This window comes from Vibrio jasicida CAIM 1864 = LMG 25398 (assembly GCF_000400365.1).
Lineage (GTDB): Bacteria > Pseudomonadota > Gammaproteobacteria > Enterobacterales > Vibrionaceae > Vibrio > Vibrio jasicida.
In genome coordinates, this window is record NZ_BAOG01000149.1 from 21,947 (window position 1) to 35,806 (window position 13,860).

General features: G+C 46.8%; 12 protein-coding genes. 6 read left to right on the forward strand and 6 right to left on the reverse strand.

The window, feature by feature from the left end:
• Window positions 1-74 precede the first annotated feature (74 nt).
• Window positions 75-446, forward strand: coding sequence for a hypothetical protein (locus tag VJL_RS25250; protein WP_171374330.1), 372 nt, complete (start codon window positions 75-77; stop codon window positions 444-446).
• 68 nt (window positions 447-514) lie between these two features.
• Here the strand turns inward: VJL_RS25250 and VJL_RS25255 are convergent, their stop codons facing one another.
• From VJL_RS25255 to VJL_RS25280, 6 genes are all read right to left on the reverse strand, one after another.
• Entirely contained in the window at window positions 515-1,612 is a 1,098-nt protein-coding gene (locus VJL_RS25255; RefSeq protein WP_038882101.1) for an ABC transporter permease, read from the reverse strand.
• The gene (locus tag VJL_RS25260; RefSeq protein ID WP_038882103.1) at window positions 1,612-2,538 is read right to left on the reverse strand and encodes an ABC transporter ATP-binding protein; all 927 of its coding nucleotides are present in this window, start codon (window positions 2,536-2,538) and stop codon (window positions 1,612-1,614) included. The genes VJL_RS25255 and VJL_RS25260 overlap by 1 nt, the downstream gene beginning before the upstream one ends.
• A gap of 4 nt (window positions 2,539-2,542) precedes the next feature.
• Window positions 2,543-3,493: an HlyD family secretion protein gene (locus VJL_RS25265; protein WP_439654176.1), complete on the reverse strand. Its 951-nt coding sequence runs from the start codon at window positions 3,491-3,493 to the stop codon at window positions 2,543-2,545.
• A 365-nt stretch (window positions 3,494-3,858) separates the two neighbouring features.
• Entirely contained in the window at window positions 3,859-5,490 is a 1,632-nt protein-coding gene (locus VJL_RS25270; protein WP_038882105.1) for a methyl-accepting chemotaxis protein, read from the reverse strand.
• Between the two features lie 421 nt (window positions 5,491-5,911).
• Window positions 5,912-6,775 (reverse strand): MurR/RpiR family transcriptional regulator, encoded by an 864-nt coding sequence (locus VJL_RS25275; protein ID WP_005425077.1) that lies wholly within the window; start codon window positions 6,773-6,775, stop codon window positions 5,912-5,914.
• 89 nt (window positions 6,776-6,864) lie between these two features.
• The gene (locus VJL_RS25280) at window positions 6,865-8,136 is read right to left on the reverse strand and encodes an amino acid deaminase (RefSeq protein WP_038882107.1); all 1,272 of its coding nucleotides are present in this window, start codon (window positions 8,134-8,136) and stop codon (window positions 6,865-6,867) included.
• 179 nt (window positions 8,137-8,315) lie between these two features.
• Here VJL_RS25280 and VJL_RS25285 point away from each other — a divergent pair, with 179 nt between their 5' ends.
• From VJL_RS25285 to VJL_RS25305, 5 genes are all read left to right on the forward strand, one after another.
• Complete coding sequence (locus tag VJL_RS25285) at window positions 8,316-9,761, forward strand: N-acyl-D-amino-acid deacylase family protein (protein WP_038882109.1); 1,446 nt, start codon at window positions 8,316-8,318, stop codon at window positions 9,759-9,761.
• A 51-nt stretch (window positions 9,762-9,812) separates the two neighbouring features.
• A complete protein-coding gene (locus VJL_RS25290; RefSeq protein WP_005425100.1) occupies window positions 9,813-10,205 on the forward strand; it encodes a RidA family protein in 393 nt (130 codons plus the stop codon).
• A 234-nt stretch (window positions 10,206-10,439) separates the two neighbouring features.
• Window positions 10,440-11,963 (forward strand): sodium:solute symporter family protein, encoded by a 1,524-nt coding sequence (locus tag VJL_RS25295; RefSeq protein WP_038882110.1) that lies wholly within the window; start codon window positions 10,440-10,442, stop codon window positions 11,961-11,963.
• A gap of 103 nt (window positions 11,964-12,066) precedes the next feature.
• Window positions 12,067-13,011: a sugar kinase gene (locus VJL_RS25300; protein ID WP_038882111.1), complete on the forward strand. Its 945-nt coding sequence runs from the start codon at window positions 12,067-12,069 to the stop codon at window positions 13,009-13,011.
• Between the two features lie 16 nt (window positions 13,012-13,027).
• Complete coding sequence (locus VJL_RS25305) at window positions 13,028-13,657, forward strand: bifunctional 4-hydroxy-2-oxoglutarate aldolase/2-dehydro-3-deoxy-phosphogluconate aldolase (protein ID WP_038882113.1); 630 nt, start codon at window positions 13,028-13,030, stop codon at window positions 13,655-13,657.
• Window positions 13,658-13,860 lie beyond the last annotated feature (203 nt).

The following is a 13,860-nucleotide window of genomic DNA, read 5'->3' on the forward strand; positions in this document are numbered from 1 at the left end:
CCTAAACTTCATCCGCTTCCTATACTGAAATTATAGAGAAAAGCAGAAATTCATAACGATAAGAGGCAACTTGCATGACAAGAACTACCTCAGCAGTGTTAATTATTATTTTGATGAGCGCCTATTTTGCCTATAACCGTTTCTACGTTTATCCGCAAAAGCTGGAAACACAGGCGGAATCAATGCTGATCCAAATGGCCAATCGAGAAGAGTGGCTTGATGTTCCACAGATGATGGAACGTGTCGATGCACACAAAGCACACTTAGAGCTGGATGCCGACATCACTTCAACCAGTGGCAAACGTGCTTATGGTGAAGGCTATATTACTTACAGTGACCGCAGTAGGAACGTATGCAAACAAGTGGTTTTTAATTTTAAAATCAACTCGTTGAGAAACTACATTATCTCCGATTTGCACGATTGTTCACTCGGTGAGTACTATTGATGTTCTACTCGCTTTGATCAATAACGCCTCCGAATTTGGAGGCGTTATTGTTTCTTGTATCACAAGTGTTAATCGAGAGATTTCTTAAAGCGCAATGAGGCGATGACCAATCCGACGACCGTGAAGCCAAGCAACCAAACCGTATCCCGCCATAGCTCCATCAAATCTGCCCCACGTAGCACCACACCGCGAATGATGCGCATAAAGTGAGTCGCTGGGAGCGCTTCGGATATCCATTGTGCCGCGACGGGCATTCCTTCATACGGGAACATAAATCCGGACAGAAGAATCGATGGCAAAAGAATAAACACCGTCATCTGCATGGCCTGAAGCTGTGTCGTCGCAATAGTGGATATCACCAAACCTAAAGTTAAACTCGCGGCGATAAACAACAGCGTGCCAAACAGTATCTGACTAATGGCGCCGTTTATCGGTACACCAAATATCCAGTGCCCTAAGCCCAAAATTATAAATACCTGTATTAAACCAACAAAGATGTAGGGAATGATCTTCGCTACCATGAGTTCTATGGAATGGATTGGCGTAGTAATCAGTAACTCTAAATTGCCTCGTTCCCGTTCTCGAACAATGGCTGCACTGGTGAACAAGATCATCGTCATGGTCAGAATTACGCCCAATAAACCAGGGACAATGTTCACCGCCGAGCGCCGACTCGGGTTGTAATACAGCGCAACTTCAAAGGTTTTAGTTGGGGCAGGGCGTATCTCAAAATCAAAATCCGTTAACGGCATGGTTTGTAGTGAGAGAATCGCAGAACTGATCATGGTGTCTGAACCATCCACAATCCACTGCCCAAGTTCTCGACCTTGCACCATACGTTGGGTTAAGTCGCTAGGCAGAATTAAAGCCGCTCGCACCAAACCGTCTTGAATGGCTTGCTCAGCTTCAGAAGCGGTAGCGAAGGTTTCGACCACATCGACCACTTGCGTGACCTTGACGGACTCGGTAATCACGCGTCCGGCAGTACTGCCACTTTGATCGACGACGCCAACGGGAATGTTGCGAATATCGGTATTAATGGCAAAGCCGAACAGCAGGAGCTGAATCAACGGGATCATCACGACCATGCCAAAGGTAATGCGGTCACGTGAAAGCTGACGGATCTCTTTGATCATCACCGCTTTCATACGGGCAATAGATTTCATCATTGGCGACCTTCTCCCGTAACACTGACAAACACATCTTCCAAGCTCGGGCGAGCAATGTTCATCTCGCAGCCATCAAGCTCAGGAAAGGTTTGGGTTAACCATTCGATCGGTTGTTCGATGTGTTGGTGGATTAAAATGCGTAAGCGAATGCCGAGCTGTGCGGCAGAACGGACTTCTTCGCGTCGAATGACTTTCTCTTTTAGCTCGCGTAAGTTATCCGCTTTGACTTCGACGATGTTAACGCCCATTTGCGCCATGAGTTCTTCTGGCTCACCATCGGCGCGGATTTCGCCTGCTTCCATAATAGCCAGACGATGGCAGCGCTCTGCTTCATCCATGTAATGCGTAGTGACCAAAATCGTCGTGCCTTGGTCAGAGAGATCAAACAATTGCTCCCAGAAATCGCGTCGGTTCTCTGGGTCAACCGCAGATGTGGGTTCATCGAGAAACAACAGTTCTGGTTTGTGCATGGTGGCTGCGGCGAGAGACAAGCGTTGTTTCTGGCCGCCACTCATTCCGCCGACGCGCTGTTTACGTAACTGGTCGAGACCGTAGGTGGCTAGTTGTTCTTCGATGCGAGCTTTTAGTGCCTTGGTTTCCATACCAAAGATTTGTCCAATAAACTCAAGATTCTCTTGAACCGTCAGGTCATCATAGAGGGAGAACTTTTGCGTCATGTAGCCAATCTTGAGGCGCAGAAGCTCAGATTGTTTTGGGATCTCTAGCCCGAGTACGTCGACATTGCCCTTACTTGGGCTAAGCAAGCCAGTCAGCACACGAATGGTTGTCGATTTACCGCAGCCGTTGGGGCCAAGAAAACCATAAATACTGCCCTTGGGCACATTAAGCGTGATGTTGTTGATGGCGGTGAAGTCACCAAACTTCTTCACTACATTTTCAGCTTGAATCGCGTATTCGGTCATTGGCTTACTCCACCAAATCCACTTGCGCTGGAATACCTGAAGGCAAGGATTGTGCTGAGTCTTGAAGGTCGACTTCTGCTAAGTACATCAACCGCGAGCGTTCTTCCTCGGTGAGCGCGAAATAAGGCGTAAATGAAGGCTCAGTCGCAACCCAGCGAACGGTGCCCGCATATGGCTGCTCAACGCCATCTACATGCACGTTAACCGTTTTACCCGGCACAAATTCGACTCGATAGTTAGCAGGAACATAAACGCGAGCGTATGGGACGCGGCTGGCTTGTATTACAGCAACCACGCCATTCACAGGAACGCGTTCGCCAAGGTTAAACGGTAGGTTGTCGAGTAAGCCGTCACGCGTGGCAGTGATGGTCAGTTCTGCCAGTTTTTGTTCTTGCAGTGCCACATCGGCTTTTGCTGCCATGAGTGCGGCTTTCGCTTGTTCAATATCTTCAGGGCGAGAGCCAGCCGTCAGTTTACCGAACTCTTCTTGTGAGGAGTCTAGCTCTGCACGGGCAGAATCTCTGGCTGCTAAAGCGGTGTCTTTTTCTGATTGGCTGATGAGTTTCTTGCGAACTAACTCCGCTTTACGTTGGTAGTTCTTTTGCGCTTCAACCAATTGAGCTTCCGCTCTGGCAACGCGTGCTTGCGCTGCGGCAATGTCTTCTGGTCGTTCACCATTGGCCAATTTCAAAAGGTAAGCGTCCGCTTTGGCTTGCTCGGCGACTGCATGAGCTAAAACGGCTTCTTGGTTCTTTGTATCGAGCTGAACCAGTACTTCACCCTCAGTCACTTGGCTACCTTCCTTGATGGGTAAGGCACGAATTATCTCGCTAGAGGTTGCAGTAAAGGTTACACGGTCACGCTCTAGTGTGCCAAGGGCTTGCTGCCCGTCATCTTTGGAACAGGCAGTTAAAAGAGTCAGGGCTAGGGTGCCAAGAATGATTCGCTTCATCATGCGACGCTTCCTCTAAGAAGGTGAGCTCGAAATCGTATCAAGCTATAGAAGAGTGTGGGACTGCATTCAGTGTAACGTGAGTCAGTTTTGTCCGGCTAGGAAGTTAATTCCTTCAATATTCATCAATTGATTAATTATTGAAACTGGCCTCACTCTTGAATGCGTCTCTAAGAATATTCTCATTCAAATATAGTGGGTTACCGTGATGTTGGTGGGATTAGGAAAGATAAATTAAAGAATCGAGACAAGGATCAGGTTTACCGTGCACGCGTAAAGAAACGGCTAGATAAAGCAAAGCCCGATGGTTGAGCATCGGGCTTTACAGAGCGCGCTAGGACAAAGTTAACGCAACCTTTAATGGCTGTTTAAGCCGTTTTAAATTGACTGACGATTTCTTGTAGACCAACTGCCAGTTCACTTAAGTCTCGGCACGCTATCGCGGTTTGACGAGAGCCTGTTGCGACTTCGCTAGAGAACTGGTTGATGTGTTCAACATTGCGATGCAGCTCTTCAGTCACAGAGCTCTGCTCACTGCACGCACTCGCGATTTGGATGCTCTTTTCAGCGATGTTGTCAGCGCTTTGTTCTATGTGACCAATCGTCGTACCTGCTCGCTGAGCTTGTTCAACGCACACTTGAATCAAATCGCTGCTGTTGTTTGTTGCCGATACAGCGGTTTTCGAGCAATTCTGAAGTTTACTGATAATGGCAACGATCTCTTCTGTCGATGCTTGTGTGCGACTCGCTAGCGTACGAACTTCATCAGCGACAACGGCAAATCCACGGCCTTGTTCACCCGCTCGGGCAGCTTCAATTGCAGCATTGAGAGCAAGCAGGTTAGTTTGCTCTGCGATGTCTTGAATTACGTCAACCACCACGCTGATGTTCGATGCGTCTTGCTCTAGCTCGCTTACCATGGTGCCAACAGATTGAATCGCGACCGAGGCTTCGTTGATCTGTTCAATACACTCTTGAACCACTTCTAAGCCTTCTTTGGCTTCTTGAGAGGCGCTGTTTGCAGTTTCTGAAGCGGCTTCCGTGTTGCTTGCTACATCATGCACCGTTGCTTGCATTTCGTTCATGGCGGTGGCAATCAGGTTAAGTTGTTGCTGCTGCTCATCCATGCCAGAAGAGGTTTGTTCTGAAATAGCGCTCACTTCCTCGGTGGCGGTGCTCACCTGAGCGGTAGTGGAAGAGATGCTGTCGACCAGACTCAGTAGCTTGGCTTGCATATCTTCACAGGCATCTGCTAATAATCCGAGCTCGTCGTTACCAATTTTATTGCGCGGAAGTTTGTAGGTAAGGTCGCCGGAAGCAATCTTAGAGGCCATTTCAACCACGTATTGCAGTGGAGAGCAGATTTGTTTTGTGAGGAATAGGCCGAGTACAAAGCTCAATGCCAATAAAGCAACAATCGCGATAATGCTATAAGTGATGGCGTCTGCTACCACATCGTGAGTGCTGTTGATGTCTTCTTTGATGAAGGTTTGGTTTAACTCAACCAGATCTTTAATCGAGTTAGAAAGTGCTTGGAACGTTGAAAAACCATCCAGCAGCATGGCGTTGGCTTCGTCAATACGTTTCGTGGTTAATAGCTCTGAATATTTGTCGTTGAAGCTACGGTATTTTGACCATGCATTCGATACTTCATTATAAGCATCACGGTCGCGCTGATCCCAAAGTGATTTACCGTATTGTTCAATATAGTTGTCGATTTTATTTTCTGATTCATCCAAACCTTTAAGCCAAGTGTTAAATTCAGCATGGTTTACATTAGTCAACAAAGAGAATTCGTCTTTTCTTAAGGTGCCAATTTCGATTTCAATATTTTTTACCAATAAAATACTTGGCACTGTAGTGTCAGAAAATTCTGTCATCTTGCTATCAATCAGTTTTATTTGAGAGGTAAAGAAGAAAGATAACGCAATGACGGCAGCGGAGATAACAAGTATCAACGCACTGATTTTACTTTTAATACTCAGGTTAGAAAGTTTCATAGACTCACTGCAAATTGGGGGCTTGAAAGGCTCGGAGTCTATTCCTGAGATTTGAAATTTAGTGTGATGAAAGTCTCAAATAGTTTTATCGGAAACGAAAATAAAATGGAAACTTAATGTTCATATTTCGTTTGAAAATAAGTTAATAGTTAATCAATATTGATGGGGAAAATAATTAATTAACTTATAAATTATTTCGAGTACGAATTGGTATTAATCTTGATAATCTTACATTCAATCAGAATTTTCTTATTGATGAATTTCGTTATTTATGTGTTAGCAATTTTTTCCTAAATATTAAAACAAGACATCGTACCGAATTGAAAGTCTTATCTCGGTAAAATAAAAGCCCGATGCTGAACATCGGGCTTCATTGTTTGAGTTTTATGAGCGAGATTTTAGGTATCTAGACCACGTTGGTTTAATCACCAAGAGGCTGTCTTTCCAAACCGCCACGGTAAGAGTCAAGGGCAACTTTGAGTCGACGAAGTTTATCGCGTGAGCGTCGCTTATGATTAACGGCTAATGCCATCGAAAGTACATCAACCAAAGCCAACATCGCGTAGCGAGAAGCGGATGGCTTGTAGATGAAATCCGTCTCTTGGTGTTCAATAGGCAGAACCAAATCGGCTTGCTCAGTCAAAGGTGTGTCTTTCGGAGTAATCACAATGACTTTCACGCCGTACTGCTTGGCTAATTGCGCGGTTTCTATGATGGCAGGGGTATAGCCAGTGGCTGAGATCATGACCAACACATCGTTCGCATCTGCCGTCGCCGCAATCATGCGCGATAACAAGCCATCGTTGTAAGCCACAACAGGGTAACCCAGACGGAATAAGCGATGCTGCATCTCCTGTGCTGCAATGGTTGATCCGCCCCCCATACCAATACAGATTACTTGTCTTGCGTTGTGCAGCCAGTTCACAGCAGTGTCGATATCTTCTTCAACTATCAAACTGCGGTTTACATCAAGGGATTGCTTGATCGACTCATAAATGCCTTGGTAGCCACTTTGGTCAGGCGGCTCAAGGATGAATCGTTGTCCAACCGTTAAGGTTTGTGCCAGTTTGATCTTCATATCACGCACGTTTTTGCAGCCAACAGCTTTAGCAAAACGGGTGATGGTGGCTTCACTCACTTCTGCGCTTTCTGCCAGTTCAGTAATGCTGGCATTGGCGGCAGTTTGAATGTCGTCCATGATCAACTTCGCGACCTTCTTTTCGGCATCGCGCAGCGCACTGAAACGTTCAGTGATTTGAGAGATAATATCGACTTCTAAACTCAAGCTGTGTTCCTATCTTTTACATGGAGGCGATTGTGCCGCCTCCACTGGTTTGGCATGAAGTATAACGAAAAGCCTCACTAAGCTCATCATCAGAAACGGGTTTTCACCCAATGAGTGACTTGATACTCATCATCACAAACCGCCACGGCACGCCACTTATCAAACGTTAAACATGGATGAGAGGTTGAGAAGGCTATCATATCACCCACTTGAAGGTCGCTGTTTGCGTCTACTTCGATGAACGCGTGCTGATCCATCACAGCAGTCGTTACCGCACTTTCAATAGAGATTGACTCACCTTCGCGGTATGCGCGCTCAGGGATTGGCAATCCAGCATCAAACGCCACGTCACGTTTGCCAAAGCCGGCAACTAGCTTGTTTGGCTCGGGGCGAGAAATGACATAAGCCCAAAGCTCTAGTGCTGATTCCAGATCACCACCTAAGTCACACGCGGCACCTTGGTTGTTTTCAGCGCGCTGCATGACTTTGTTTTGTGCGTCTAGGTAAATGCCTGTGTCATGAATTGCGTAGCAACCTGGGCGAATGATGGCGTCAAAATCTTCTAGGTTGGCAAAGCATTCAGAAACTACGTCATACCAAGCAGAGCCTGCGCCAGTGACCAGAGGTTTGGACTCAATCAACTTGTCGTTTTGTAGTTGAGCTGCGATTTCCAATGTGGTGTTGAGGAAGTCACGGATGTCCTGCTCAGCATTGTCACCATGAATGACACCTTCGTAAACCTCGATACCTTTGAGTGTAAGGTGAGGTTGCTGGTGGATGAGTGTGGCGAGCTCAACCACATCTTGTTGATTTCGGCATCCACAGCGACCGCCTTCGACACCAAACTCAATCAGTACATTAAGCGGCAATTGATGCTCAGCGAAGGCACGTTCGAGCGCTTTGACGTTTCGGCTTGAGTCCACACAGCAATAGAAGTTGATTCCATGGGTTTCAATCAAGTTGGCGATGATGGTCATGTTTGCGCGCCCAACTAGTTGGTTCGCCATGATGATGTTTTTCGCTCCGCCTAGCGCCGCAATCTCTGCCTGAGCCGGTGTTGCGACGGTAATGCCCCAAGCGCCGTTTTCTAATTGCTGCTGAAAGAAAGCGGGAGTCATGGTGGTTTTACCGTGCGGTGACAACTTCACTTTGTGCTGATTGGCAAAACGCTGCATCCAATCGAGGTTGTTCTTCAATGAAGAAGATTTGATCACCGCTGCGGGCAGGGTGATCTCTTCATGGATCAGGCTGTGTAACCCGTCCGAATTGCACGCAACAGGTTGAGCCTTTTCTCCGTAACCTGGCGTGGTAACACACTCATTATGATAGTTTTTATCACACTTTTGGCGATTGTCTTTCATGGCGCACCTACTTCTAACATGGTCTAAGTGGTTGATATTTAGTGTTTGTTGCTAACTACCATAAATAATATGTTAGAAAGTATCAAACAAATCTGAGTTTTTTGTGTGTTTCTTCACTGTTTAAATTTCAAGAATTATTAAGATGGAATCATGTTAACGACGGACGAAGAGAGTGAAGTATGTTGTTCGATACCATTATCAAAAGCGTAGAGGTATTTGACGGTACGGGTGCAGCACCATTCATTGCTGATGTTGCGATTCGTCAAGATCGTATTGAGCAAGTAGGGCAGCTAGACGAGCTTTCTGCAAAGAAGGTTATCAACGGTCAGGGTCTTGCGTTGGCTCCGGGATTTATTGATGTACACACGCACGATGACACCAATGTGATTCGTTACCCTGACTGCTTGCCAAAGATCAGCCAAGGCGTGACGACGGTAATCGTAGGCAATTGCGGAATTAGCGCAAGTCCTGCGGTACTCAGTGATACTCCGCCAGACCCAATGAACCTATTGGGCAAGCAGGAAGACTTCAAATACCCAACTTTTGCGGAGTATGCGAAGGCTGTACAAGCGGCGAACCCTGCGGTCAACGTTGCAGCGTTAGTCGGTCACACAACTTTACGTAACAACGTAATGGACGACTTACTGCGCACGGCTACCGATGAAGAAATCGAGCAAATGCGCCAAACACTGGCACAAGCGATGGAAGAGGGCGCATTGGGTTTGAGCTCGGGTCTTGCTTATGCGAGTGCCAAGCAAGCGAACGCGGATGAAGTCATGCGCCTAGCGGAAATTCTCGGTCATCACGGTGGTATCTACACCACGCACATGCGCACCGAGTTTGAAGAAATCATCAGCGCAATGGAAGAAGCCTTTGAAACTGGGCAGTACGCCAAAGTGCCAGTGGTGATTTCTCATCTTAAGTGTGCAGGTGCAGGCAACTGGGGACGCACGGTAGAAGTGCTGGATTTGATGGATAAGGTTTCTGAGCATCAAGACGTGTCTTGCGATTGCTACCCATATTCTGCCAGTTCTTCAACGCTGGATTTAAAACAGGTGACGGATGAAATCGACATCTTCATCACTTGGTCTGAAAGCAAACCTGAACACGCTGGCAAGATGCTGAAAGACATTGCTGACGAGATGCAACTGCCTCTTATGGAAGCAGCAAAAACGTTGCAACCTGCGGGTGCGGTTTATCACTGCATGGATGAAAACGACGTCAAACGTGTCCTTAAGTATAAGTTGACCATGGTGGGCTCGGACGGATTGCCAAATGACCCGCACCCACATCCACGTTTGTGGGGCACATTCCCGAAAGTCTTGGGACATTACTGTCGTGAAGAACAGCTTTTCCCATTGGCAGAAGCGATTCACAAGATGACGGGGATGTCAGCAACACGCTACCAATTGAAAGATCGTGGGGAAATAAAAACAGGCGCTTACGCAGACTTGGTTTTATTTAACCCAAATACAATTAAAGATACTGCAACGTTCGAAAATCCAATTTCCGTCGCGCAAGGTATTGAATCTGTATTTGTAAATGGCGAACTATCTTATTTAAAAGATAAAGTCACCGAAAATAGAAATGGCGTATTTATTTATAGAAATAATACCCATCAATAACTTATTAAATTAATTAATTTTATAGATTAAGCATTATCACTGGAGAATATTATGTCAATTAAACGTTATGGTGTAGAAGGCGGCGTAGGTACTGGCGGTCAACATTTACCATTTGCACGTGCAACAGAAGCGGGCGGCTTCTTATACGTATCGGGTCAAACACCAATGACTGACGGCGAAGTGGTAGAAGGCGGTATCGTTGACCAGTCTCGCCTAGCGATTCAAAACTGTGTCGACATCATGGAAGAAGCAGGCTACACACTAGCTGACGTGGTACACGTAAAAGTGGTACTAACGGATTCTCGTTACTTCCAATCGTTCAATAAAGTGTTCAGAGAGTTCTTTGGTGACCACCCACCTGCACGTATTTGCATGGTGTGTGACCTCGTGGTGGACGTGAAAGTTGAAGTCGATGTGACTTGCTACCGCGAAGATCGCCGATAGAAATCACACTTTACCTAATTAAATAAAATAGAGTGCCGGAAATAATTACTTTCCTGTTATTATCTTTTTGGCACTCTCACTCCCTACATAAATATAATTTCATAAAGCAGTAGTGCCTAATATATTTAGCAAATGCTATAAAAATAAAATTAGATAATTTCTGGAATAAAATCTAATACTTGCTGCTGGAATTATATCAATCTGAAAGATGGATTTTGATATGAGAGGTGTTCAATGAACAGTACACTTTTTCTTACCGGCTTCGGTGTGTATGTCTTATTTTTAATTTGGTTGGGATGGTTTGTCTCTCGCAATCAAAAATCAGGTGAAGACTTTCTACTCGGTGGTCGAGGCTTACCTCTGTTCCTCGTATTAGGTACCACGGTAGCAACTATGGTTGGCACGGGCTCTAGTATGGGCGCGGTTGGCTTTGGTTATTCAAACGGTTGGGCTGGTGCGCTTTACGGCATTGGCGGCGCAATTGGTATCTTGTTATTGGCACTGTGGTTTGCGCCAGTCCGTAAACTCAACTTTATGACCATGAGTGAAGAGCTCGCATACTACGTAGGTGCAAACCGCATCGTGAAGAACGTGGTTGGTCTGCTTATCTTTATCGCTTCTATTGGCTGGTTGGGCGCACACATCCTTGGTGGTGGTATGTACCTAGCGTGGATTGCCGATATTGAGCTGAGCACTGCGAAGATGATCATCGCAGCTGCGTTTACCATTTACGTCGTTATTGGCGGCTACACTGCGGTGGTTTGGACAGACACCATTCAAGCTATCATCTTATTCGTTGGCTTCATCCTGATGGCGGTACTGTCAGTGCAGCACATTGGCGGCTTGGATAACCTGTACTCAGCCATGGACCCAGAAGCGGTGAGTTTCCTTGCGATTGATAAGCTTGGTCTAATCCCAGCGGTTTCTCTTGCTGTTGTGATTGGTGTGGGTGTACTTGCAACGCCTTCATTCCGCCAACGCATCTACTCAGGTAAAGACGTATCAACCATCCGCCGTTCATTTGTGGCGTCTGGTGTGCTGTACTTGTTCTTCTCTATCATTCCAGCAGTCATTGGTATGGCGGCGCATGCGATTGACCCTGAGTTGAACAATGCAAACTTTGCTTTCCCATACATCGCGGCAACGGTATTGCCAGTAGGTGTTGGTCTTATCGTTCTGATTGCTGGTCTATCAGCAACTATGTCGAGTGCGAGTTCGGATGCGATTGCGGGCGTGTCTATCTTATTGCGTGATGTGTACGTTATGTTCACCGGTCGCGTGCCAAACAAAGAATCCATGTTGAATTACTCTCGCTTGGCTTTGGTTGTGGTGATCGGTTGTGCATTGCTGTTCGCTCTAACTTCGAACGACATCATCGGCTACATCACTAAGATGATCTCGACAGTCATGTCTGGCATGTTCGTGTGCGGTATGTTGGGTCGCTTCTGGAAGCGTTACAACTGGCAAGGTGCGTTGGCAACATTGGCAGGTGCGTCTATTGCTTCATTTGCAGTAATGCTGAGCCCTGACCTGACCGCTTTCTGGGGCAACCCAGTGATTCCATCTTGCTTGTTTGCTCTAACTGCTGGTGTGGCAATGAGCCTAGTGACTCCAGCTAACCAAGTATCACCAGAAATGGCACGAGCAATCCTTGATGATGAGCGTGCTCTAATGGAAATGGAACTGTCTGACAAAGGTGTTCTGGAAGAAGACGCTTCTCTACAAAATCGCGCAACGGCGGCAAATCAAAACGCTTAACAGCAGAGAGTTTCCGGCTCGAACAGAAACTCGCTCATAAGCTCCTGACAAACTGGTGGCTCCCCCGAGCCACCATTCTAAATCTATCCAAAGTAGGTGAACGATGACCGATTCATCCCAGACTAAAATTGCTTTCTTTGGCGAATGCATGATTGAACTGAGCGGCGACCCAATTCGCAAAGGCTTTGGTGGCGACACGCTCAATACCGCACTTTACCTCTCTCGACTAACGGCTCAGCAGCCTGTCCAAGTGTCTTATGCGACCGGTCTTGGGGAGGACGTACTTTCTCAAGAGCTTCTGGAAAACTGGCAACAAGAAGGCATTGCGACTGATCTTGTCGAGATATTCCCAGCTCAGCTTCCGGGTTTGTACATGGTGCAGACCGACCAAGAAGGCGAACGCAGCTTTCTATACTGGCGTGACAGCGCAGCCGTTAAAAGTTACTTCTCTACCTCTTCGCTCAACAAATTAGAAGCCGCGATTGCGAACCGAGAGCTGGACTACCTCTACCTAAGTGGCATCAGCATTGCGATTCTAAATGACGACAGCAAGGCAAGGCTTAAAAAGGCATTAAATCAGTTCTCACAAGATGGAGGCAAGGTTGTCTTCGATAATAACTTCCGTCCTCAACTTTGGTCTGTACAAGAGGCGAAACATTGGTACGGCCAAATTCTGCCTTTAGTCGACATTGCGCTTATCACTGAAGACGATGATGTCTTGGTGTGGGGTGAAGAGGAAAGTGCCGAGCAGCACTGCCTTCGCTTTGGTTGCCAAGAAATCGTGATTAAACGTGGTTGCGAGCCTTGCAAACTGGTTTGGTCGCATGGTGATGACAAGCAAAGCGCTTACGTAGGCGCCGAGAATGTCGTCAAAGTGATCGACACCTGTGCCGCCGGCGATTCATTTGCTGCTGGTTACCTTGCAGGACGATTGACCGGACAAAGCTGTGAGCAGTCTGCCCAACTCGGTCACGCACTAGCAGCAACCGTTATTCAATATCCTGGCGCGATCATTCCAAATGACGCCATGACTCATCTAATTCGATAATTTCCGAGAACGTATTATGTCCCAAGCAATGATTAAGCAACTTCAGCAATTCAAAGTTATTCCAGTTATTCAAATCAACAAGGTTGAGCACGCGATCCCACTGGCGAAAGTGTTAGTAGAAAACGGTCTGCCAGTCGCAGAAGTGACGTTTCGAACAGAAGCCGCTGCCGATGCGATTAAAGCCATGCGCGATGCCTACCCGCAAATGTGCATCGGTGCTGGCACGGTACTGACGCCAGAGCAGATTACCCAAGCGAAAGACGCGGGTGCAGAGTTTATTGTCGCGCCGGGTTTGAACCCCAATACCGTGCGTCGCTGTCAAGAAATCAACATGCCAATCGTACCGGGTGTGAATAACCCAAGCCAGGTTGAACAAGCACTTGAGCTGGGTTTGAACTTCCTCAAATTCTTCCCGGCAGAAGCGAGCGGCGGTATCGCGATGGTGAAGTCACTACTTGCACCTTATGTTGATGTGAGTCTGATGCCGACAGGCGGTATCGGTAAAAGCAACGTCAATGATTACCTAGCTATCGACCGTGTGGTTTGTTGCGGTGGTACTTGGATGGTGGCACCGAGCTTAATTGAAAACGAACAGTGGGACGAAATTGGTAAGCTGGTTCGTGAAGCAGTAGAGCTGGTTGCGTAACTCAAACAGAGCTCTTTTACCCAAGTCACCAGACCCCATGAAATAGCGTGACTTGGGTTGAATAATTATAGGGTCTGTTGAACTTTCGAGCTGATTTTTGCAGCGAATTGTTGGATATTTATACAAGGCAGAGACTTTGCTATGTAGCTAGCCTACATGAGAAGTCGATAACGCAGTAGAAATGACCAACAAACGCTGCCCAA